The sequence below is a fragment of the Desulforhopalus glucosivorans genome, assembly GCF_054397165.1.
On the sequence record NZ_AP044854.1, the window covers coordinates 2,686,721 to 2,711,270 of the forward strand.

The 24,550-nt window shown below is 42.4% G+C and carries 19 protein-coding genes; 10 read left to right on the plus strand and 9 right to left on the minus strand.

Annotated elements, in window-relative coordinates:
- Positions 1-414 precede the first annotated feature (414 nt).
- The 5 genes from ACX6CI_RS11685 to ACX6CI_RS11705 all read left to right on the plus strand — a co-directional run bounded on the left by ACX6CI_RS11685 (position 415) and on the right by ACX6CI_RS11705 (position 10,295).
- Positions 415-645 carry a hypothetical protein gene (locus ACX6CI_RS11685; RefSeq protein ID WP_458778337.1) on the plus strand — a complete coding sequence of 77 codons (231 nt, stop codon included), beginning with the start codon at positions 415-417 and terminating at the stop codon, positions 643-645.
- Between the two features lie 170 nt (positions 646-815).
- Complete coding sequence (locus ACX6CI_RS11690) at positions 816-2,054, plus strand: exonuclease SbcCD subunit D C-terminal domain-containing protein (protein WP_458778338.1); 1,239 nt, start codon at positions 816-818, stop codon at positions 2,052-2,054.
- A 188-nt stretch (positions 2,055-2,242) separates the two neighbouring features.
- On the plus strand, positions 2,243-5,902 hold the full coding sequence (locus tag ACX6CI_RS11695) for an AAA family ATPase (RefSeq protein ID WP_458778339.1): 3,660 nt from the start codon (positions 2,243-2,245) through the stop codon (positions 5,900-5,902).
- Between the two features lie 266 nt (positions 5,903-6,168).
- A complete protein-coding gene (locus tag ACX6CI_RS11700) occupies positions 6,169-8,271 on the plus strand; it encodes an HDOD domain-containing protein (protein WP_458778340.1) in 2,103 nt (700 codons plus the stop codon).
- Positions 8,272-8,348: 77 nt separating this feature from the next.
- A complete protein-coding gene (locus ACX6CI_RS11705; RefSeq protein WP_458778341.1) occupies positions 8,349-10,295 on the plus strand; it encodes a hybrid sensor histidine kinase/response regulator in 1,947 nt (648 codons plus the stop codon).
- Positions 10,296-10,332: 37 nt separating this feature from the next.
- Here ACX6CI_RS11705 and ACX6CI_RS11710 read toward each other — a convergent pair whose 3' ends face one another.
- The 3 genes from ACX6CI_RS11710 to rfbB are packed head-to-tail and all read right to left on the minus strand — an operon-like array spanning position 10,333 to position 12,257.
- Entirely contained in the window at positions 10,333-10,560 is a 228-nt protein-coding gene (locus ACX6CI_RS11710; RefSeq protein ID WP_458778342.1) for a hypothetical protein, read from the minus strand.
- A gap of 30 nt (positions 10,561-10,590) precedes the next feature.
- Positions 10,591-11,136, minus strand: a complete 546-nt coding sequence (gene rfbC, locus ACX6CI_RS11715) for a dTDP-4-dehydrorhamnose 3,5-epimerase (RefSeq protein ID WP_458778343.1) — start codon at positions 11,134-11,136, stop codon at positions 10,591-10,593.
- Positions 11,137-11,180: 44 nt separating this feature from the next.
- On the minus strand, positions 11,181-12,257 hold the full coding sequence (gene rfbB / locus ACX6CI_RS11720) for a dTDP-glucose 4,6-dehydratase (RefSeq protein ID WP_458778344.1): 1,077 nt from the start codon (positions 12,255-12,257) through the stop codon (positions 11,181-11,183).
- A 109-nt stretch (positions 12,258-12,366) separates the two neighbouring features.
- On the opposite strand from rfbB, the gene ACX6CI_RS11725 reads away from it, so the two are divergent.
- Complete coding sequence (locus tag ACX6CI_RS11725; RefSeq protein WP_458778345.1) at positions 12,367-13,953, plus strand: peptide chain release factor 3; 1,587 nt, start codon at positions 12,367-12,369, stop codon at positions 13,951-13,953.
- A 51-nt stretch (positions 13,954-14,004) separates the two neighbouring features.
- On the opposite strand, the gene ACX6CI_RS11730 is transcribed toward ACX6CI_RS11725, so the two are convergent.
- Positions 14,005-14,295, minus strand: coding sequence for a DUF134 domain-containing protein (locus ACX6CI_RS11730; protein WP_458778346.1), 291 nt, complete (start codon positions 14,293-14,295; stop codon positions 14,005-14,007).
- Positions 14,296-14,729: 434 nt separating this feature from the next.
- Complete coding sequence (locus ACX6CI_RS11735; RefSeq protein WP_458778347.1) at positions 14,730-15,119, minus strand: NifB/NifX family molybdenum-iron cluster-binding protein; 390 nt, start codon at positions 15,117-15,119, stop codon at positions 14,730-14,732.
- A gap of 345 nt (positions 15,120-15,464) precedes the next feature.
- Between ACX6CI_RS11735 and ACX6CI_RS11740 the strand changes: the two genes are divergently transcribed.
- The 4 genes from ACX6CI_RS11740 (at position 15,465) to hemB (ending at position 20,793) form a co-directional block, all read left to right on the plus strand.
- Positions 15,465-16,040 carry a DUF4390 domain-containing protein gene (locus ACX6CI_RS11740; RefSeq protein ID WP_458778348.1) on the plus strand — a complete coding sequence of 192 codons (576 nt, stop codon included), beginning with the start codon at positions 15,465-15,467 and terminating at the stop codon, positions 16,038-16,040.
- A gap of 5 nt (positions 16,041-16,045) precedes the next feature.
- Positions 16,046-18,328, plus strand: a complete 2,283-nt coding sequence (locus ACX6CI_RS11745) for a sensor histidine kinase (RefSeq protein WP_458778349.1) — start codon at positions 16,046-16,048, stop codon at positions 18,326-18,328.
- 80 nt (positions 18,329-18,408) lie between these two features.
- Positions 18,409-19,779 carry a sigma-54-dependent transcriptional regulator gene (locus ACX6CI_RS11750; RefSeq protein ID WP_458778350.1) on the plus strand — a complete coding sequence of 457 codons (1,371 nt, stop codon included), beginning with the start codon at positions 18,409-18,411 and terminating at the stop codon, positions 19,777-19,779.
- Positions 19,780-19,815: 36 nt separating this feature from the next.
- Positions 19,816-20,793, plus strand: a complete 978-nt coding sequence (hemB, locus tag ACX6CI_RS11755; protein WP_458778351.1) for a porphobilinogen synthase — start codon at positions 19,816-19,818, stop codon at positions 20,791-20,793.
- Between the two features lie 72 nt (positions 20,794-20,865).
- On the opposite strand, the gene ACX6CI_RS11760 is transcribed toward hemB, so the two are convergent.
- The 4 genes from ACX6CI_RS11760 to ACX6CI_RS11775 all read right to left on the minus strand — a co-directional run bounded on the left by ACX6CI_RS11760 (position 20,866) and on the right by ACX6CI_RS11775 (position 24,456).
- The gene (locus tag ACX6CI_RS11760) at positions 20,866-21,165 is read right to left on the minus strand and encodes a hypothetical protein (RefSeq protein ID WP_458778352.1); all 300 of its coding nucleotides are present in this window, start codon (positions 21,163-21,165) and stop codon (positions 20,866-20,868) included.
- 161 nt (positions 21,166-21,326) lie between these two features.
- Positions 21,327-21,731, minus strand: a complete 405-nt coding sequence (locus ACX6CI_RS11765) for a VanZ family protein (protein ID WP_458778353.1) — start codon at positions 21,729-21,731, stop codon at positions 21,327-21,329.
- Between the two features lie 2 nt (positions 21,732-21,733).
- Complete coding sequence (locus tag ACX6CI_RS11770; RefSeq protein ID WP_458778354.1) at positions 21,734-22,252, minus strand: YecA family protein; 519 nt, start codon at positions 22,250-22,252, stop codon at positions 21,734-21,736.
- A 32-nt stretch (positions 22,253-22,284) separates the two neighbouring features.
- On the minus strand, positions 22,285-24,456 hold the full coding sequence (locus tag ACX6CI_RS11775) for an adenosylcobalamin-dependent ribonucleoside-diphosphate reductase (RefSeq protein WP_458778355.1): 2,172 nt from the start codon (positions 24,454-24,456) through the stop codon (positions 22,285-22,287).
- Positions 24,457-24,550: the final 94 nt, after the last annotated feature.

Genomic DNA, 24,550 nt, shown 5'->3' on the forward strand with positions numbered 1-24,550 from the left:
ACCTTGGTTGGAATAAGTTTGAGAAGACAGGCGAGGGATTTCATTAAACATCACATCACATATGTTTTTCAACAATAATTTATTACCACTTTATACCCTAATAATGCATAGTAGACCGTAAGAATTTTCACCTAAATTATGCAATCACTCTTAATCCCCCTCCTGGCAGTCTGCACCGTATCTTTTAAGTGGGGTACATCCAAAGCCTCTAAACGTTCAGGACCTGGTTTTTATCTCGCCTTCCCAGTTTAAGAGCACTTTTTTTATTTCTTATCTAGCATGACAGTTTTCCATATCAAATCAAATCAAAAAACCTTACCACATCCTTCCCCGTACGGTTTGATTTTATGATTAATATAAAGGAGATAAATATGGTAACAAGAACAATCAACAAGCTCTTAGACAGGAAAATATATGTCAACTGCAATACCCGATACCAACCAGCAATGTGGAGTACATACAACCATATGCCACATACAGCCAGTTACTCTTTGCTCCTTTTGCAATAAAACAAAGGTATCTGAAATGAATTGGCAACACTTTGCCAACAATGACTTCTCTGCAAACGATCCGTTGATTTCCCATGGTTTCTGCCCCGATTGCGCGAGAAAACACTTTCCAACACTTGGTTGGGATTATGTCTAGCCTCTTCTTATCAGCCAGTCACCAACCACCACAGTAACTTCATAACCTCACAGAAAATCCTCAGCTAATTGCAACTCGACTCTTCTTTTTCGAACCTGCGACAAAATATTTCCAAATTAATTATCAACTGTTACTATAGCTTGAGTCATTGATTTTACCAGATAAACTCCATGGACCTGAACGCTATGAAACTGCTCCACACCTCAGACTGGCATCTAGGGCGCGCCCTCTATGGTAGAAAACGAAATGAAGAATTTTCAGGCTTTCTTACCTGGATGATTGATACTCTGAGCCGTGAAAAAATTGACGTCCTCCTCATTGCAGGAGATATATTTGACACAACAACACCTAGTAACTGGGCACAGAATCTCTACTATGAGTTTCTCACCATGGCCCAGCAAACTGGATGCCGACATATTGTCATAACTGCCGGCAATCATGACTCAGCAACTTTCTTAGAAGCCCCCGCCGGAATTTTAAAAACAATGAATATCCATGTTATTGGGGCAATTAGTGATAACATCGACAGGGAAATTATTGCAATTACGAATGACAAAGGTGATTTACAGCTCATAGTTTGTGCAGTCCCCTACCTTCGAGAACGGGATATCAGGTTTACAGGTCCTGGCGAAACGGTGGAAGAAAAGTCTCTGAAGCTGGTTACCGGTGTAGAGGAACACTACACAAACCTCATCAGAAATGCCGTTCATTTACGTGCAGCAGCTCATACTTCAGTCCCCATTATCGCCATGGGCCATCTGTTTGCTGCCGGAGGCCAGAGTGTTACCGGAGACGGGGTTCGGGAATTATACGTTGGCTCGCTTGCCCATGTCCCAGCTTCTATCTTCCCTCAAGAAATTGACTACCTTGCCCTAGGACACCTCCATAGCAGTCAACTCGTCGGTCAAAGGGAAACGATGAGATATTGTGGCAGCCCCTTACCCATGAGTTTTGGGGAGGCAAAAACAACCAAGAAAGTCATAATTGTTGAATATACCTCTAGAGTTAACCAGATCGAGACTCTTGATGTCCCCTCTTTCCAACACCTCGAACAACTATCGGGTAGCCTGGAGCAACTCCTCATGGAATTAGAAAGATTAAAAGAACTCAATAAATCTATTTGGCTCGAAATACAATACACGGGTGAGGAGATTGTACCGTCTCTTCAAGAGGATCTGCGTCAGGCTATTTCAGGAAGTCAGCTTGAAATCCTTCGAATTGTGAACACCCGAATCATCGCCTCCTATCTTACGAGTGAAAAACCCCAGGAAACCCTTGAAGAACTATCTGTCACCGAGGTTTTCAATAGATGTCTGGATCAAAATGAGATCAAAGCCCCTCAATCGAGTGAATTACTATTACGATTCAATATGGCTGTCGATCTCCTACAACAGCAGGAAATTGATTAACCAAACGAGCCTTTTGCAAAAATAGGATTTTCGTTCAAGATTGAGGCATGTGAAAAATTTTACCACAGGCATATCTTTAATATTCCGAGGATAAAATTTTGAACACAACGAAAAGATTGGGCGAAAAGACACTTTTGCAAGCGGCTCAAACGTAAACAAGAGTAAAGTACTTTAAGGCTCCAGGGTAAATGAAAATACATACAGTACGATTTAAAAACTTAAATTCCCTTTCTGGCGAGTGGTTAATTGATTTTAGCGATCCCCACTTCACCTCCAGTGGTATTTTTGCAATTGTTGGTGCCACCGGAGCCGGAAAAACTACAATCTTAGATGCCATTAGCCTTGCCCTCTATGGACGAACTCCTCGCCTGAAACAAATTAGTAAATCGACAAATGAGCTCATGAGTCGCCAAACAGGTGAGTGTTTTGCCGAGGTGGAGTTTTCCTCCATACGAGGCAACTATCGAGTTCACTGGAGTCAACACCGATCTCGTAAAAAAAGTTCAGGAGAACTACAACCCCCAAAACACGAATTTGCTGATGCAAAAACCGGCAAAATCATCGCTTCAAAATTAAAAGATGTTTCTGATGAGGTCATTGATGCCACCGGTATGAACTTTGAACAGTTTACCCGTTCCATGCTGCTGGCTCAGGGGGAGTTCAGTAAGTTTCTTCAGGCAAGCTCTGACCAGCGGGCCCCCATTCTTGAACAAATTACAGGTACCGAAATATACAGTTGTATCTCTAAACAGGTTCATCAGTGTAAGACAGACGAAGAGACTAAGCTTCTTAGCCTTACAAAAGAACTCGAAAGCTTTAAAATCCCGGATAAAGAAGAGTTAATCATAATAAAGAATAAACAAAAAAAGCTCATCACAGCCACTAGTCAGCTTCAAAAAAACATACAACTCACAAACATCAACCTGCACTGGCACGAAAACCTTGTAAAGCTAAGAGATAAAAAAAAGGAACTAGAGCAAGAGACCAATAAACTCAAAGAACAATGGGAAGAAAATTCCCCCAAGAGAAAGCAGCTTGAACTGGCAAATAGCAGCCATCAGCTTCAACTACCTTATAATCACCTCAATCTTCTTCGGCAAAATCAAAAAGACGAACGTCATCAGCTTTCAACACATAAAAATATTTTGCAACAAACCGATCAGAAGCTTGTTCTACTAAAGCAGCAGAGGACCAATGCGAAGGAGTTACTGGACAAACACATAAAAGAGCAACAAAGCACTGCTGGAACAATAACGATAGTCCGACAACTGGATTATGAAAATGAAAAGTCCTCTCAGAATATCGAAACCATAAGAAAGAACATCGCATCTTTGGATGAAGAAATTGATACGTCCAGAAAGAAATTACAGGGGGTTGAAAAAGATATCGCTATCAGCCTTGAGTCTTGCGAAAAAATTAAGGCATACCAGAAGACCAATGCAAAGGATGAATCTCTTATTGAAACCTTTTCTGGAATCGAGGAGAAAACCGCACAGCTAGAACAACTCTTTCAGGTTACACAAAGGCAACAATCCCTGCTTCAATCAACCAGAAAATCACTGGTATCTCAGACCGAAAGTGAAGCCATAAAAATAGCTGCCATTGCAAAAATAGCAGAACAGGAAGGTATAGTCATACAGGCAATAGAAGCCAGAGAGAAACAGGTTACACAACTTGCGCCCCATGGCATACCAGCCAAGTATACCAGGCTTCAAGATCTTCAGATGGATCTATCTTACCTGCGGGAACTTCAAAAAATCACTGAAGAACACACACAACTTACTGGCAAGAAACAGACAGAGCAAACAAACCAAGATACCCTCAAAAAACGGTTGGGAGGGCAGCAGAAAGAGCTCGTGGAGGTGAATAACCTCTTAGAACTCCAAACCACCATTGTAAAGAGTAAGGAAGAGCTTGTTCTTCTTGCAAACAAACTGGAAAGTTTTGAAAAAGAACGGGAGAAACTGCAAGACAACACCCCCTGCCCACTCTGTGGTTCACAGGATCACCCATACAGTTCCAGCGTAAAGCCAGGCAAAGATACAGCTCAGCAGAACCTGGATGCAGAAAAACAAAAACTGCGCGAACTCACAGAAAAAAAACAAGCCACAGAAATAGAACTACACCGCATCCTATATAGTCTTGATAACAGCAAGGCCAGGAGTACAGAACTGAGTGAGAAATTAACCGACTTAGGACAGGCAATTCGAAAAAAACGGTCGAACAAACCACCAATAGAGGACATCACTTCAGAAACGAAATCTTTAGAGGAAAGAATTGTCACCCATCAACAGACTATACAAACCCTGGAGGAATATAATCAGGATCTTGCAAGTCTTGGACAACAACAGAAGGAGCTGAGTAAAGAACTTCAATCCCACAGGGATATCTTACAACAGTTACAGCAGAAAAGAGGAAAACTTGAAAACGAAGTAGACGTTCTGACTGCAACAGTCAACGAAACTCAGCAAGAGGTATCCCAACAGAAAGCAGCTCTTACTGAACTCATTGCCCCCTATACAGGTACAGCAATAACTGATCAAAAATCCTTTACTTCAATCCTTCAGGAACTGAGACAAAAAACACTACTCTGGAAAAAATCCGTTGCCTCTCTGCTAGAACAGCAACAGTTGTTACAACATTATATCTCAGAAAAAGATAAGGCCCTACAGAGTATTGAGTTGCACTCCAAAGAACAGAACAAATTAACAAAGCAGCTCGCAACACTATCCGCTGAACACCAAACGTGCGTAACCAGGAGAACCAGTCTCTTTGGCAAAAAAGATCCCTCACAAGTAGAAAAGGAGATGCAGCTTCAGGTAACAAATAGTGAGAACACTCTAAGAAAAATAGAAGAAGAGTTACAGAATACCGACAAACAACGATCAATCCTCCATGAACGCACTCAACAACTGGAGCACTCAATTGCCAAACGAACAGCAGAACTGATGATTGAAGAAGGAAAGTTTTCTGCAATGCTCGCAGATTCAAATTTTGCATCTGAGGATCTTTTTTTGCAAGCCAGGATGGAAGACAACCAGAGAAATCAGCTCAAGATCTGGCTTGATGCAATGGAAAATAATGTTAACGAAACAACAACAAAGCTTAAAAACCTTGAAGAAACAATTAGTGAAGAAGAAGTAAAACAGCTAACACCCCATAATTATGATACCCTAAAAACTCAGTTGGTTGAACAAACAACTGAGCAGAGCCTGTTGCAGCAGCAACTTGGAGCATTAACCGAACAACTTAGTAGCTACGAAAAAAATATAGCAAACCTCAAAGACAAGCAGGAACTATACGAACGACAAAAGACTGAATGTAACCACTGGGCACAGCTCCATAGCCTCATTGGTTCTGCTGACGGGAAAAAATTCAGAAATTTTGCGCAGGGCCTCACATTTGAGCTCATGGTTAATCACGCCAACCAGACCCTTGAAAAAATGAGCGATCGTTATCTTTTACGACGAACCATTGACGCGCCTCTTGAACTCACAGTAGTAGACGCCTACCAGGCTGGAGAGATCCGTTCGACATCAAACCTCTCTGGAGGGGAAACCTTTATTATCAGCCTGGCGCTTGCTTTGGGGCTTTCTGCAATGGCCAGTCAGAAAGTACAGATAGATTCTCTGTTTTTAGATGAAGGATTCGGCACACTCGATGAGGATTCCCTTGAAATTGCCCTTGAGACCTTGAGCACCCTGCAACAGCGTGGGAAGATAATAGGAATAATATCTCATGTCCCTCTTTTAAAAGATCGAATTGATGTCCAACTCCACCTCCACCCCGGCCTTGATGGAAGAAGTATAATATCCGGTCCCGGAGTAACTCAACCTCACTCTAATTAAAATAAGAGTAAACCTGCAGGACAATTTTCAGTCACCCATACACCTCAATTGCAGCGCGCCCCCCGTAGCTGTAATTGACCCTGTATTATCAATAGCCTCGCCCAATTGACACAATCTTTATGTTAGCTTTTTTTCTAACTGTGATACAATAATAAAAAGTAATTTGACATACTCTGAATCTTTGATACAACTCACTAATAGTATTCATATTTATATTTTCATTGCGAGCGAAGACATTGAATTCCAACAAAACATTAAAAAAGAACTTGAGTGAAATCCCCCTCCCTCATCTCCCTCAGGTTCTGATCCAACTCATTGATATATGCAAATCAGAAGAAGTGGACATTCGTCTTGTTGCTCAGACAGTCGCCCAGGATATTACAGTTACCACTAAAACCCTACAGCTTGCCAACTCTGCCTTTTTAGGCGCACGATCCCAATTCAAAAATATTGATCAGGCGGTTATTTTCCTGGGCGTTGACACAGTACGTAACCTTGCTATCTCAGTTACCGTACATGAAGTTTTTGCAAAAAACTCAAAGCCAAAGGGTTTTAATTGTGAGCAGTTCTGGTATCACAGTCTTCTTACCGCTCTCCTCAGTAAAACCATAGCCCAGAAAAGCGGCTACGACGATCCAGGTGCGGCCTACCTTACAGGACTACTCCACGACACAGGAAAATATCTGCTCTGCCAATACCTTGGTGAACAATACCAGAAACTCCTTACTGAATATAGCCATCATGAACTCGTCGTTGCTGAAAAAGAACATTTTGATTGTTCACATCCCGACGTTGGAAAATGGCTACTGGATAGCTGGAATTTGAGTGAAGAATTAGGGATTGCAGTAAGAGACCATCACAGCATTGCAAGAGAAGAAACAGAGACCAGTGTTCTTGGAAGAATATTACGTCTTGCAAACACCTTAGCTCTAAAGCAAAATATTGCCGACGAACAGACAATTAAGGATGCCTCTATCCTCTGTATTGCTCCCACCGCCCTACCTGCAATAGTTGAAGAGCAGGTGGCCACTCTTGAAGATTTGGCCGGGTCTCTTGGTATCAAGATTGAGGAACCGGAACAAGCCCCGACATCACCACAGGTCGATCAGGAAAACCAGGAACAACTCAAGAATAAAATAGCAATTCGATCACAATTGTATGGTTTTATGGATAATATAATCCAAGCCAAAACAGTTAATCGTGTTTTCCTCACCTTAGAAGAAACTCTTTCCCTGTTATTTAACTGTAATGATCTCGTCTTGCTCTTACCAGAACCTGCTGGTACCACATTCACTTTCCATGGCTCGTTTCGTAATAACATTGCAAAACAGCTTAAAACAACAGGTGTAGTTGTAACCAGTGACACTTGTCTTATTGATGAAAACGGCAGCTCCGCCAGCATCAATGAATTAAACAGAGTTACAGTTATAACACCCCCTGAAAAAGAATCTGTACTAGCCCCATTGGTTAACGCGTTTAACAACGATTCTATACTTGCTGTCCCAGTTAGAATTTCCCCGGAGAGTCAGGGCTTACTGTTTATTTCGCTCACATCTGAAAACAAATTAATTGCCCAAAAAGAAGAAACACTCCAACTCATAAGTAGTCACGTCGGTAATCGTCTCTATCAGGAAACACTTAAGGAAGAATATGCAAGTAATTTTGCACAAGAGAGGATTACGGCTATAGAAGAAATGGCGAGAAGTATCGCCCATGAAATTTCAAATCCACTGGGAGTTATTCAAAATTACATTACTCTCCTCGCCCAAAAAGCAGGTATTGACACCCAGGTCAACCAAGAGCTCTCTATAATCAATAATGAAATCGAAAGAATTGCAAACATCAGCAATCAACTGGGAGATCTATCCCTCGTTTCTGAGGAATCTGCTAATATATACATAGATATTAACAAATTACTTACGGACACAGTTACACTTTATCAACAATCTCTGGCTGCCAATGTAAATATTTCTATTGAATATACTCCTGTTCCACACCTACCAGCACTGTGGGCTGAGGAGAATCCTCTAAAACAGATCCTCGGAAACCTTATTACAAACAGTGTGGAGAGTTTGGAAAAAAACGGTACTATTGAAATCCTCTGCCGCCATATTCCTGAGTCAAAATCACAAGAAGTCGGAGAAATTGTAATCGTCGTATCTGATAATGGTGTCGGGGTACCTCCATCCATTGCCAATACAATATTTCGTGCCGGAACTACAACAAAAGGCAACGGCCATGCGGGACTTGGTCTTGCCATAGTAAGCAAACTCACAAAGGACCTGTCAGGACGTATTGCTCACAGCAGCGGCCAACAGGGGAGTACCCAGTTCACTCTTCACCTTCCATTGTTAAAACCTATTCCATAATCTACGCTAATCTTTATTCTCAGGAAATCCTATGCAGTCCAAGCCAGCCACTATTTATCACATTACACAGGACTGCCATGTCAGATAAAATACTAATAGTAGATGATGACTCCCTGTTTCGTAATTCCCTGGAACGGTTACTACAGAGACACCATTCAGATATCGAATCTGCCGCAACAGGAGCTGAGGCCATTGCAAAGCTGAGAAGTAACACTTTTGCTGCTGTCGTACTTGACCTTAAACTATCCGACATCGAAGGAATGGATATTGCTCAGTTTATTCGGGAGCACGATCCCCATTGCGCAGTCATTATACTCACAGGCCAGAGCTCGATTATACCTGCCAAACAGGCGATACGCATTGGCTGCTTTGACTACCTGACCAAACCGTGCCATGCCGATCAGGTCAGCCGTGTTCTCACCAATGCCATTGAAAACAGACGGCTTAAAATTGAACTCGAATCTGTAACCATCAGAAATCAGCAACTTGCTGAAGCCAGTTGGGAGTCCATTGCGTTCTTTAGTAAAAACGGAATACGTGAGGTAAACAGACAATTCTGCAGCCTCTTTGGTGTGTCTGAAGACAAAGCCCGGGATTACAAAATATTTGATTTTTTACCTGAGCTATCTCTTTTACTGACCCCCGGAAATGAAAATGCCGGTCAACCAGCATCTATCATAAAAACTGAAGCAATCCATCTCAATGGCACCATCCTGCCCGTGGAATTGCGCCTTGCTCCCCTTAATAGTGATGATGAGCTGCAATGGGTGGTTGTAATACGTGATCTTAGCCAATTCTACATGGAAGAACGCGCACGAAAAAGTCTTGAGAAAAAACTGAGCCAAGCTCAAAGAATGGAGTCAATTGGATTAATGGCCGGCAGTGTAGCCCATGATCTCAACAACCTGCTCAGCAGTATGGTCACCCTGCCAGAACTTTTGCTTTTGGACATGCCTGCAAATGCCAAATACAGACATGATATTAACAACATTCAAAAGGCTGGTAAACAGGCTGCTGCAGTGGTGAGTGACTTGCTCACTATCACCCGGGGGTCAACATCACCAAAAGAAATAAATAATCTTAACAATGTGGTTGATGAGTATAGAAAATCCCAGGAATTTTCTTATCTCAAAAAATCAAACCCTGATATTTCCATAGAAGTGGACCCTTCCCTTAAGGTGAGCAATAGCAGACTTTCTGCCATTCAGGTCTTAAAATCAATCATCAACCTCGTCAGGAATGGAATTGAAGCCATCGAGACAAGTGGTGCGGTGACAATCCATACCAGCAATCAGCGATTTTCTACCAATTATCATGGTTTTGAAACTATTCCACCAGGGGAGTATGCTGTTCTGACCGTCGCTGATACCGGTGTGGGCATCGAAAAGCATCACCTGGAACACATATTCAAACCCTTTTATACCAATAAAAATCCTAATGGCACCAGAGGAACAGGCCTGGGCCTCACCGTTATTGAGCACACCATGAGGGATCATTACGGATATATTGATATTCGTAATGGCTCAGTGGGGACAATATTTGAGCTCTATTTCCCTGTCATTGCGCAACAGGAACCTGCTTTCACACCAAACCTATCCCTTGAAAACATGCTTGGTCAGGGAGAAACAATCCTCGTTGTTGATGATGAGCGGGAACAGAGGGAGATCATTGGAGCGGTACTCAAAAGACTCGGTTACAACACAAAAACTGTCGATAGCGGCGAGCAGGCAATAGAATACCTGAAAGAAAACCCGGTGGACCTCATCATTCTGGATATGATCATGGCACCCGGAATAAACGGTTACCAGACTCTCAAAGCCATTCGAACCATCAACCCCGAGCAAAAAGCCGTCATCACCTCAGGTCAGTTCAACCACCCTGATAGAGACAAAACAGAAGCTCTGGGGATCAGTCAATATTTAGCAAAACCTGTAACCATGAGTAAACTCGCTCAAACCATACAGGAAGAAATGAGGAGTACAGAGGGGATACTGCTCACGACTACGCCGTATCCAAATCAATAACAATGCTTTGTGGAAAAAAAAGAGTCACAAAAAACTATCAGCGTTCAGCCCAGATAACGTAGCCCTGGCTTTGGTAATCATTCACACACTGATCATTTTTGGCAAAAGACTTCTTTGTTCCCCACTGATCAACATCACACTTCACAAATTCCATGGTTTCTGGATTTTGCAGGATGACTGATACAGATTCATCGGACATTCTAGCGCAACTGCAAGCAACAAAAAGAGTCACAACGGCAAGAAATACAACAGTCGGCATTTTCATATTCCCCTCCAAATATAAATCGAAGAGACATCAGGCATAGAGTTCAGCATCTTTCAAAAAGGACCCCAAAGAATCTTTTTCTGATAGTCTCGGCTGAACCTCGCCCGGCCAATCGATAGCAAGGCCAGGATCATTCCATATAATACAACGCTCGTGTTCTGGGGCATAATAATCAGTGGTTCTATAAAGAAATTCAGCAACCTCTGACAGTACAAAAAAACCGTGGGCAAAACCTTCGGGCACCCAGAGCTGTTTTTTATTTTCTCCACTGAGATGCACACCAACCCATTTGCCAAAGGTTGGAGAAGATTTCCGTATATCTACAGCTACATCATACACTTCGCCTGCAACAACACGAACCAGCTTTCCCTGGGACTGCTTAATCTGATAATGCAGACCACGCAAGACCCCCTGCACAGAACGGGAATGATTGTCCTGTACAAATGTTCTGGTCAGACCAGTTTTTTCAAGCCATACCTGTTGATTAAAGCTTTCGAAAAAGAAACCTCTTTCGTCACCAAAAACAGTGGGTTCAACAATCAACACTTCAGGAATTGCGGTTTTCGTCACTTTCATAATTAATTCAACTCTATGTTTTTCAAGACTTCCATAGCGAAAGACTAGCCACGGCTATACATTGTATCGTAGTAGTTCTGGTACTCGCCATTAACGATAGTATCTATCCACGTGCGATTGGCAAGGTACCAGTCAACAGTCTTATCCATCCCCTGCTCAAAGGTCATTTTCGGCTGCCAGTTTAAATGATCTTTAATTTTAGATGCATCGATAGCGTAACGACGATCATGGCCTAATCGATCATCCACATAGGTGATAAGCGAACGCCGAGGATCTCCTGAGGGTGCAAGGCCAACTTTTTTATCCAGTAGGTCACAGACAACATGAACCACCTCAAGATTCTGCTTTTCATTGTTACCACCGATATTATAACAATGGCCAAACTGTCCACCTATAATCACTTCCAGAATGGCCTCGCAGTGATCCTGAACATACAACCAATCACGAACATTTTTTCCATCACCGTATACAGGAAGGCTTTTTCCATGGAGAGCGTTATTAAAAATCAGAGGAATCAGTTTTTCTGGAAACTGGTATGGACCGTAGTTGTTAGAACAGTTGGTAATCTTAACCGGCAGACCATAGGTGTGAAAATACGCACTGGCTAAATGATCCGATGATGCCTTTGAGGCCGAGTAGGGAGAACGGGGATCAAAAGGAGTTTTTTCTGTGAAAAATCCGGTTTCTCCAAGAGAGCCGTACACCTCATCGGTACTCACATGGAGAAAGCATTTATTATCTATGTCTTCTTTAGCTCCAAGCCAATGTTTCTTAGCCGCTTCAAGAAGTGTAAAAGACCCCACAATATTTGTTTGAATAAAGTCGGCAGGACCTGTGATTGACCTGTCAACGTGGGATTCAGCTGCAAAATGAACAACGGTATCTATATTTTCTTCAGCAAAAAGCGATTCAATCAGCGCGCTATCGCAGATATCACCTTTTACAAACCGGTAGGATTCACACGTGTCGATACCAGCCAGATTATTTAAATTTCCCGCGTAGGTTAATTTGTCGAGGTTAATTACTCGCCAGTCTTTACACACATTATTGACAAGGCGGACAAAGTTTGCACCTATAAAGCCGGCACCTCCGGTGACCAGGACCGTACGTTTATTTTTCATGATTATCAGTTTTCTATTTGCATTATTGGAAAAAGACCATATTCTAGAAGGTTTTCTGGCTATTCTTATAATAACTTCACCGAATAATTCAAAGTCATATTTTCCTATAATGAGCAAACAACAAGATCTTGAAATTGCCAAAAGACGGACCTTTGGTATTATCAGCCACCCTGACGCAGGCAAAACTACCCTCACTGAAAAACTCTTATTGTTTGGTGGCGCTATTAATATGGCAGGGGCCGTTAAATCCAGAAAGGTTGAGCGTCATGCAACAAGTGACTGGATGGCCATTGAGCAGGAACGTGGAATCTCTGTTACCACCTCGGTAATGAAATTTACCTACCGTGACTTTGAGATAAACCTCCTCGATACCCCTGGTCACCAGGATTTCTCTGAAGATACATACAGGGTTCTCACCGCTGTGGATTCTGCGGTCATGGTAATCGACAGTGCCAAGGGTGTTGAAGCGCAGACTGAAAAACTAATGGAGGTGTGTCGGATGCGTAACACACCTATCATAACCTTTATCAATAAACTTGACCGTGAAGGCCAATCTCCCCTCGATATCATGGCTGAGGTTGAGGAAAAGCTACAGATCGAGTGCACCCCACTCTCCTGGCCTATAGGCATGGGTAAGACCTTTAAGGGCGTCTACAACCTCTTTCATAAAACATTACATCTTTTTAACCCTGGTCAGACCATCAGTGATGCAGAAAGAATTGTCATTGAAGACTTAAATGACCCTAAAGTTGATGAGCTCCTTGGAATTCAGGCAGATGACCTCCGTGAAGACATTGAACTCCTCGAAGGTGCCGCTAATCCATTTGAGTACGATCACTATCTCCAGGCAAGCCAGACACCTGTGTTTTTTGGTAGTGCTATCAACAACTTTGGTGTTCAGGAGATGCTCGACTGTTTTGTGGAGATGGCTCCGCCACCGAGTCCCCGGGAAACTGTTTCACGAGAAGTTGCTCCCAGCGAGGAAAACTTTTCTGGATTTGTTTTTAAGATTCAGGCCAATATGAACCCCGCCCACCGTGATCGAATTGCCTTTTTCAGAATTTGTTCGGGAAAATTCACCCGGGGAATGAAGGTAAAACATCACAGGCTCGGCAAAGACATTACCCTTTCCAATGCAACCATTTTCATGGCCCAGGAGCGCGCCCATGTGGATGAAGCATGGCCTGGAGACATTATCGGTCTACACAACCATGGAACAATTAAAATCGGAGACACCTTTACTCCGAAAGAAGAATTAAAGTTCACGGGTATTCCCAATTTTGCACCGGAGCACTTCAGAAGGGTTATCCTAAAAGATCCTCTCAAAATGAAGCAATTACAGAAAGGACTCCTCCAACTTGCAGAAGAAGGAGCGATCCAGGTTTTTCGTCCTCTTATCGGCTCAGACTATGTTATGGGAGCGGTCGGTGTACTGCAGTTTGAGGTCACCATGGCCAGACTTAAAAATGAATACAGTGTGAACGCAATCTATGAACCCATAGATTACCAGGCAGCCAGGTGGGTTCACTGTGACGACAAAAAGGCACTTGCAGAATTTGAGCGAAAGAATCAGGCCGCTCTTGCCTTTGACTCTGAGGGGTTTCTAACCTACCTTGCCCAAAGTGAATGGATGTTGAATTACTTTATGGAAAAGTGGCCAGGTATTGAATTTAGCAAAACTCGCGAAAACCTGTAAAAAAATACCTGCGGTCATAGTCTAACCGCAGGTATAGTTAACAACCCAAAATCATTCGTCTTCATCATCAACAAACACAATAGCATATCCTTCAGTTAAGGCTGTTGAGGTCTTTTTTCGTGCAACAGTTATAATTCTTTGAATCGTTCCGCGGGAAACTCCCATACTCTGGCCAGCTTCCTCCTGGGTCATTCCTTCGGCATCACAGAGGCGTAAGGCCTCAAGTTCATCTCGGTGCAACTCTACTTGTCTAAGTTCTGTCAGCGGTGTGCCTGTAGGCTTAAATGCTTTCCCACAGAAACTCCCCTCACATTTACGGATCTTTTTTGGACGTGGAGACATTTTTTTTTATTCAATTACTCACAGATAAGATTATCTATGAATTAACGGCTTAAACAATTCAACCAGTAACGACCTGTTGAATGCTGTTATTATCCTATGAACAAAAATACCACATCTGTCCACAAATAGCCTAGTATATTCGTGGATAATATCCTATATATTCTACCTGAGTACGTAATGAAACTTTACACAAAATATATTTTTCAAGTATTATTCTAAATACTTACCGCCATAAACACCGATCTGAAAATATATGCTGGATTACTTAAACTCAAAAAATTATTGCCCACATCCGCTAAACCCAATCGCTAGAAATATTCTTTCATCAATACTGTATCAGGAAGACATGCACCAAAGTTTGCATTACAATGTACCCTTTTATTCCACAGCCAGTAACGATGAAACACATGAAAAGGACGTGTTCAGACACACGCTTAATGCTGACAATTACCAGATCCCTTGCACACCTGATCTGCATTCATAACTGGAAGCTGTCCTGCAGAGAATTGAGTAACCGCCTCACCCACCGTTTCGATACTGCTTCTATCTGCGAAATAGACATTAATGCCGACGCCTGCAAAACCCTGCATCGGTCTTGCACCCATGCCGCCAACAACGATTGCTTCTGCCCCAGCTTCCTCTAGAATCTTAACTGGCACCATACACCCACCAGCCTTATGGTCACCATTTGCTATTGTTGACACTTTCTCGACTTCATTGTTTTCATCCAGATCTACGATGGTAAAAATATCACAATGACCGAAATGATCTGAACGGCCAGCATCAAGGCCACCGGGCTTATTACTTGGTATCGCTATACGCATGGGAGTTTTCCTTACTGTAAATTTAATTTATTTTTCACAAACAACATTATGTGCATATAAACACTATCTTATTATCACGCTTTCGTTGACGTTGAAAAGACCACCTAAAAAAGAGAAGAGAGAAGTATTCTTGAGGCGGAACCACATGGACAACAAAGAAGAGATCAAGTAGATTGCAAATAAACACATTCAAGCATACAATTTGACATAGTTAACCTTAAAAGGCTATCCATTACAAGTGTTTCGATACTCAGATTGTAGATAGTTCAAGTCTATTAACAACAAGTACCGTATTACAGTTAAGATATATACATTTTTTTACATATTCATATAGCGACACCAACTATGACCACGATTTTCAAACGTATCATTATTTCCATCATAGCTCTTCTTATAACCGGGACCACCCCAGTACAGGCTGACAGTAATCGTCAGGCAACCATCAAAGAACTCACAGCAACTACTTCAGAAACCCATCTTATCATGTTTGGAACTCTGGTTAATAGTTTTACCTCCGAAATGATTGAGATCCTCAACAGTGGTATTCCACTACATTTTTCATTTTTTGTTGAATTGCACAAAATCGAAAAAAACTGGCCTGAAGAACAGATAGCATCTCTCAACTTTCAACATATTATGATCTTTGACACCCTAAAGGAAATGTACAGGGTAACGACCGAGGAAAATTACAATAAAGAACAGAGTTTCAAGTCACTCTTTGAAGCGCAAAAAGTAATCAATGAAATCAACGGTGCTCAGGTTGTCAAACTCAAACAACTGGTACCTGATACACATTATAAGCTTAGGATTAAAGCTGAATTATTAAAGAAAACCTTACCGCTCAGCCTGCATTCGATATTCCCCTTTCTATCATGGTGGGACATTGAGACAGAATGGCATTCAATTGAGTTCAAATACTAGCTCCCATGACTGAGCCTATCACCCCACACAAACCTGCTCTTTCAAAACCCGATAAAGAGCAACTAGTACGCCAAAAACGTCGTCTGGTACGACGAGCAATATTTTTCTGTATCCTCCTTATCCCGGTCTTTATCTGGATACAGAGCCAGCTTTTCAAGAGCAATCTTCAACTACCCTTTAACAATAACATTCTCATATTCGCTCTTATCAATGTGAATGTTCTTCTCGTTCTTTTCGTTCTTTTCCTTGTCTTAAGAAATCTGGCCGAACTCCTTTTTGAACGTAAGGTTAATAAACTTGGGAACAAGCTTAAAACAAAACTGATTGCCTCTTTTCTCTCCCTTACACTAATCCCGACCATTCTTCTGTTTTTTGTATCCCTTCAGTTTGTCTCAACAAGTATGGACTACTGGTTTAATTCTTCCATTGAGGATTCTCTCACAGAGTCTCTCAAACTTGCCCAGTCCCTTCTCCATGAGAAAGAGGAACAGGCAATTTTAATGAGTGAAACCATAGGTAAACAGCTTGATGGTCTAGACCTTGAGGTATCTGGATTTGAAGAAATCCAGAGAGAACTTGAGAATATTCTTCGTTTTAATCCCATCAATGGCCCTGATGGGATAAAAATTATCACTGAGGATAAAAATTATGAAATCAGTGTTTCAGGCCCACAACTACGCAACATTATCATCCCCCAAATACCTCCAAGCGTATATGAAAGAATTGTTACCACCGGTAAACGCGAAAACCTGCTACAGGAGTTAAAAAATGGTGATCTGGTCAACTGTATAAGTAAAATATCCGTTGGAAAGCTGCAGAAAGATTCTGCAATCCTCATTACATCTTTGTTAATCGGCAAGGATCAACGAAACCGGATGACGACAATCTCAGGGGGAATAGAGGGCTACAGACAACTGAAACACTTTAAAGAACCTTTTAAATTCTGGCTGTTGATTATCCTCCTCATCGTTACCCTTCTGGTGATTTTTGCAGCCATCTGGTTTGGGCTTTATATCTCACGGGGTATTACGGAGCCTCTAGAGAATCTTGTTCTGGCAACGGGCCGCGTGGCCGACGGTGACCTGGCTTTTACCATGGAACGAGAATCTAACGATGAGATGGGCCTTCTCGTGGATTCTTTTAACCGGATGACGGCAAATCTTAATTTAAGTAATAAAAGACTCGAAGAAACCCATACAGCACTTGAACTCAGTTCACAGGAATCTGAACAGAGAAGACGCTATACAGAAATCATTCTCCACAACGTTTCTGCAGGAGTTATCTCCCTTGATGAAAGCGGCAAAATAACCACCATTAATCGCTTTGCAGAGTCCTTACTAAATATTGACAAGTCCCTGTTTATCGGTCTGAAGTTTGATAATGTTCTACCGCCTTATCAGGCTGATATCGTGAATGGTTTTATTGAAGAACTGAGAATAACAGGAAAAAATACCGTAGAGCAGCATATTAAGCTCAATGTCCTTGGTAAAAACTATTCCCTATTGATAAATTTTACCCGCCTGGAAGATGAAGAGAAACAACCGGTAGGTTTTGTTCTCGTTTTTGATAATTTGACGAAACTTGAAAAAATGCAAAGGATGGCTGCCTGGAGAGAGGTTGCACGGCGTATCGCCCATGAAATTAAAAATCCTCTCACACCTATACAGCTCTCGGCCCAGAGGCTCAGAAGACGCTATCCTGAAATCCTTAACGAAAAAAATAGTGTCTTTGACCAGTGTACCAATACAATTATCACCCAGGTGGATGAATTAAAAACCCTCGTGAGTGAGTTTTCTCAATTTGCGCGGATGCCCAAGGTGCAAAAATCCACAGGCAATCTCACTGAGCTTACCCATAAAACACTTTTTCTTTACAAAGAAGCACATAAGGATATCAACTTCACCTGCACGGAAAAAGAATCGATACCTCCATTTAGTTTTGATGGAGAGCAGATCAAACGCTGTATCATCAACCTGCTTGATAATGCAGCCGCCGTGTTACCTGAAGGTGGCAAGATAGATATTGAATTAAGTCTTGATGAGGAGCAGGAAAGTGTCTTTTTAAAAATTGCTGATAACGGACCTGGAATTAGTCAAGAGCATAAACTCCGACTCTTTGAGCCCTATTTTTCCACAAAGAAAACAGGAACCGGACTCGGCCTTGCCATAGTATCTACTATTATTGCTGACCATAACGGCTACATCAGGGTACAGGACAGCGAACCAACAGGCACCATATTCATAATAGAATTACCACTCAAAAGCCAGATTGTCTTCGGCGCAACGTAAACTACCTATTTTCACATCGTATTTATCGGAGCACGCTATTCAGCCGGACCCAGAAGTTATTGCATATTTGAGTACACCATATGAACAAACGCATATTAATAATAGATGATGAAGTACGTATTCTTGAGTCTCTTTCAGGCATCCTTGAAGATGAGGGGTTTACACCTGTCACTGCAGTTTCGGCCGAAAAAGGTCTTCGTATCATCGATGAAAGTCACATTGATCTCATTCTTCTTGATATCTGGCTCGGCAACAATATGGATGGCCTTACTGCACTTGAACAGATTACAGCCAATCACAACATCCCTGTAATCATGATTTCCGGGCACGGCAATATAGAAACCGCTGTCCAGGCAACCCGCAAGGGAGCCTTTGATTTTATAGAAAAACCGCTTTCCTATGACAAGGTCATTCTCTCGATCACCAACGGTTTACGCTTTGCCCACCTTGAACAGGAAAACAGGATTCTCAAACAGGGAGTAAGACCACAATCAATTTTAACAGGTGAAACTCCTGTTATCATTGCTCTAAAAAAACAGATAGAGATGGTAGCTCCAACCGATGCCTGGGTCCTTATCCGGGGGGACCACGGCACAGGCAAAGAACTTGTTGCTCAATCTATCCATAGGTCTTCACGTACCGCAGACCACCCAATGATCGAAGTCAACTGCGCAGCTATTCCTGAAGAGCTGATAGAATCTGAACTTTTTGGCCATGAGAAAGGCTCATTCACCGGAGCCCATACCAGTAAGCGAGGTAAATTTGATCAAGCTGATGGTGGTATACTTTTTCTTGATGAGATAGGAGACATGAGTCTTACTACCCAGGCAAAAATTCTACGTATTCTACAGGAACAAAAATTTGAACGAGTTGGTGGTAATACAACAATCAAGGTAAACGTCCGCGTTCTTGCCGCCACCAATAAAAACCTGGAAGAAGAAATAGAAGCAGGTAATTTCAGAGCTGATCTGTACTGGCGACTTAACGTTGTACCAATTATGGTTCCTCAACTAAGAGATCGACTTGAGGATATTCCCTTACTTGTTTCAGCACTATTGAATAACCTTAACAACAAAGGTCTCCAGGAAAAGATATTTTCTGAAGATGCCTACAAGGCTCTCATGGAGCACCATTGGCCAGGAAATGTTCGAGAACTCAGAAACTTTATTGAAAGAATGGTTATTATGTGCCAGGAAAAGACAATCAGAGGTGATCACATTCGACTCTTTTTGAATCCTAATGGGACTCTAGCAATGGACACTGATAATATGCGATCTCTTAGTCCTTTTCTGGAAGCTGACTATAAAACAGCAAAAAAAATGTTTGAAAAGGAATATCTACAGCAAAAACTTGCAGCAAATGATAACAACATTTCAAGAACAGCAGAACAGGTAGGGCTTGAAAGAAGTCACCTGCATAAAAAACTCAAATCTTTTGAAATACTTCAATAGCAGTATATTTAAAACTACACAACCATAGGAGATCAAATGGTTTTCCCAGAATACAGACCAAGACGTTTACGGAAAAACAATGCATTTCGCGCACTCGTTCGCGAAACAGAACTTTCAGCAGCACAATTTGTCTATCCGCTCTTTGTAATGCCAGGAAAAAACAAGCGTGAAGAGATCAGCTCAATGCCAGGTGTCTTCAGAATAACTGTAGATCAACTTGAAAAAGAGGCCGGAGATTGTCTTGCCCTTGGCGTAAACTCAGTCATTCTTTTTGGTCTTCCTGAAACAAAAGATGGCGTTGGCTCCGGGGCGCACGCTAAAAACGGTATCATCCAGACGGCAATCAAAGAGATCAAGAGAAAGGTGCCTGAGATGCTTGTCATCACCGATGTCTGTCTCTGCGAATACACAGACCATGGTCACTGCGGTTGTCTTATCAACGAAACAGTTGACAACGATGCCACCCTTGAGATCCTCGCCAAAACCGCATTATCCCACGCTGAAGCCGGAGCGGATATGGTCGCCCCTTCTGACATGATGGATGGCAGGGTAGCAGAGATCAGAGCAGTTCTAGATGAAAACAATTTCGACTCCATTCCAATCATGAGCTATTCAGTAAAATATGCTTCAGCATTCTACGGTCCATTTCGCGATGCTGCTGACTGTGCTCCGCAATTTGGTGACAGAAGAAGCTACCAGATGGATCCGGCCAATAGTCGTGAAGCGCTTAGAGAAGCAACCCTTGATGTGGATGAGGGAGCAGATATCCTCATGGTAAAACCTGCTGTTGCCTATCTGGATATTATCTCCAGATTACGGGATGAATTTGACCTTCCCATTGCGGCCTACCACGTGAGTGGTGAATACGCCATGATCAAAGCCGCTGCTGAAAAGGGGTGGATTGATGGTGATAGGGTAATGGAAGAGACCCTCCTTTCTATCAAGAGAGCTGGTGCAGATATTATCATCACCTATTTTGCAAAGGATATGGCAAAAATACTACAGAACAGATAACAAAAAAAGTGGTCGTTGACAGGCGTCAACGACCACTCATATTGTAATACAGTCTTAACTCTATAAAACCGTCTACGCTGCTACATCAAGATATTGACCCGGAGGTGCACTTCCCTCGTCACCAGCTACTGGTGTGCTCACTTCCTGAGATTGTTGATCCACTTCAACTTCCGGGCTTTGTTCAACAGCAGTTACCGCAGTTCTTGATAGTTCTAAGGCCGCTGTGGAAAATGTGGCCACATCTGCAGGAGCCTGCCTACTACTATTTTCTTCAGTTTCATTGTTTGCGCTCTGATCACGCTGGATTTGGGTGGCCCTGCTTACCTGTTCCTGATATACAAAGGCACCAATTCCACCAGATTCCCCAATCATAACATCCTCCTGAATTGTTATCTGATAATCATTCCTTCAAACGAATTATATGATTGCTTCAGCGAGAATGCAAGCTTACTCATGAAAAAAACACAAACTAATTTCCATGAAATGATAAGGAGATAGAAAAATAACCACAGAAATCTCTGTAGTTATTTTGGCTATGACCTGGGTAAGATTTTGTAAATTAACAACTTCTTAGATACAAACCACCAAACACTACAAACCAGCAAAGGACCAACGGTATCAGCCACAACATCCAGAACACTCACATAGCGCCCGGGAATAAAAGACTGATGAAATTCATCTGATATACCATAGATCAGACAGGTGATGACGGTAAGGAGTATGACCTTAACTGGATATAAGGTCCTATAACTCTTTTCCCATGCGTAAAGAATAGTCGCGGCCAACACTCCGTATGCGAGCATATGTGCCACAAGATCACTGTTACTGAAATCAGGAAGGGTAATTTCATCTCCCCTTTGATGGGAAAGAAAAAAAATGGTTCCCATGACCACGACCATGGGAACCAATCTATACAAACTATACGACGATTTACACATTTTTATGCAGGATCTTCTACCGAGGTAACATGGACCTTTTCCAACTCTTCGGGAGTAAATTTTTTACGGATTCTTTTAATCGCCGCATTCAACTCCTTGCTTGGACCACTAGGGAGAACTGTAACAGCCTTATCTTTATAAGCAGTAAGCTCTATCTGCTTATTCACGACCTTAAAAATATGGCTCCAGTTAATCTCAATGGTTTCACTGTTCTCATCAATTGGCGGCTCAAGGGCCGTGCCGGCTTCAGCTACCTGTACACAGTCACAGTCAGTCATCTCCATAACCCAGGCATCTCCTTCCACTGTTGAAAAGAAGAAAAAGACCCCAAGTTCCCGACTCATGGCTTTTTTATTAACAGCATCATCTTGAATCTGCTTGACCGCATCCATCAAAGTGACCTTCATCGCCTGTTCAGGGGTGAGTGCTTTGATCTGCTCCCTCTCCTTTAGTGCGCAACAGTGTTTGAATTTTTTGCCACTGCGACAAGGACATTTTTCATTTCTGCCGATTTTTGCCATGAATAGTACCTCTGAACATATTTAATTCAATATTACGAACATTTACTGTAACCGCACTCGTGACAAGTTTCACAACCTTCTTCAAACCGCAATGCTCCAGCACACTCGGGGCATGAAGAAGAAAAACCCTGCTGAGTACCTGCCATAAATGACTTGAAAAGCTTACTTAATTGAGCCGGAAGATCTAGCATATGCCCACTTGACCTGTCAAGCTGTTTAATAATCTCATCCATGGGGACATTAAAGCGCAGTGCAAGGGACACCAGGCGACAGGTAGTCGTCCACATGGTAGATTTATCTTTTAAGTCGACACGATTATCAAACGGGAATTTGGCAAAAACTTCCATGGGTTTTTCATTCTCATCAAAACAGACGATGATATATACCGACTTCTGTTGCTGATCCTTCACCTTATAACGTTTGGCATCAAGGGTATCAGGCAGGTTACGCTTCACCGGTCCCGCTGCAGAAACAACTGCTGTCTGATCTTTTTCAGACATTTCCTTGGTGTTAAGAACCTGATGATCCCGTGAACCATCACGATACACTGTGAGCCCCTTACAACCAAGTTTATAACCGCTGATATAGGAAAGCTTTACCTCTTCTCGGGTTGCATCATTGGGCAGGTTAATGGTTTTTGAAATAGAACTATCAACACCATTCTGCTGGAGTAGACCCTGCATCTTTATATGATCTTCCGAAGCAATATCCTGGGCGGTACGGAAAATTTCCTGCCATTTCTCAGGAATCTCATCATGGCCGATAACGGTACCACTATCCGCTACCTTACTCATCAACTCATCGGAGTAGAAGCCCTCTTCTCTTGCAACTTTTTCAAAGAGTTTATTGACCATGATGAGCCGATCACCATCCATCACATGTTTAATCATAACAATGGAAAAGTATGGTTCACAACCGGAGCCACAATCTGCAATCATCGAGACAGTTCCCGTAGGCTGGATCGAGGTAAGTGCAGCATTCCTCCTGGGTTTATAGGTGTTTATAGCAGGATCATACGCTGGAAACGGCCCTTTCAACTCAGCCATTTCAATGGAACACTCTTCAGAGGACTTACGAATAAAAGCCATCACAGCAGCTGAGACCTCGCGTCCCTTATCACTTCCATAGGGAATCTCAAGCTGAATGAGCATGTCGTGAAGGCCCATAATACCCATTCCAATTTTTCTGGTTTTAAGGGTCATCTCCTTAATTTCAGGAATAGGGAAACGGTTACAGTCAATAACATTATCGAGAAAAATCGTGGCATAGCGTACTGTTTGCTTCAAACGGTCATAATCAATCTCTCCATCTACAACATAATTTGCAAGGTTAACAGAACCAAGATTGCAACTTTCATATGGGAGAAGCCATTGCTCACCACATGGATTTGTTGCCTCAAAATCCCCAAGCTGTGGAGTCATATTATCTTTATTAGCCGCATCAATAAAGAGTACTCCAGGTTCTCCATTATGCCAGGCAAGATCAACTATTTTTTCAAAAACCATACGAGCATTCAGAGACCGAACAACAGCACCGCTGCTTGGCTCAATGAGGTCATAATCAGTATCATTTTCCACAGCCAGCATAAAGATATCGGTTACTCCAACACTGAAATTGAAGTTGTTAAACTTATCCTGATCTTCTTTGGCTGTGATAAATTCCATAATATCCGGGTGATCGATACGTAGCACACCCATATTAGCACCGCGTCGCTTTCCGCCCTGCTTGATGGTTTCAGTTGCTGCATCAAAAACCGCAGCAAAGGATAGCGGACCAGAAGCCACACCCTGGGTGGAACGAACAGAGGCATTCTGTGAACGAAGCCTGGAAAAAGAATACCCGGTACCACCACCAGTCTTATGTACAAGAGCGCCATTACGGATTGCGGTAAAAATACCATCCATTGAATCTTCAACGGGAAGAACAAAACAGGCAGAAAGCTGTCCAAGATCTGTACCGGCATTCATCAAACATGGGGAATTAGGCAGAAAGTCCAGTCTGTAAATCATATTGAAGAACTCTTCACGAAGCTGCTCGTAGTTCTCGCGGTCCTCATCTACTTTTGCAACAGCATCTGCTACACGTCTAGACAAAGTTTCCCATGTTTCACAGGTTTCACCCGCCGCGTCTTTCAAATAATATCTTCTGGCCAGAACTGTTTCGGCGGTAGCCGTCAAAACCTGTTTCGTCATATCAGGTGTCATGGAAAACCTCTTCTTCGTAATATTTAATCAAGGATTGTATTTCAACGGAAATGGCAGACGTGAAACCGCCCTCAGACAGGGACCTTTCACGATA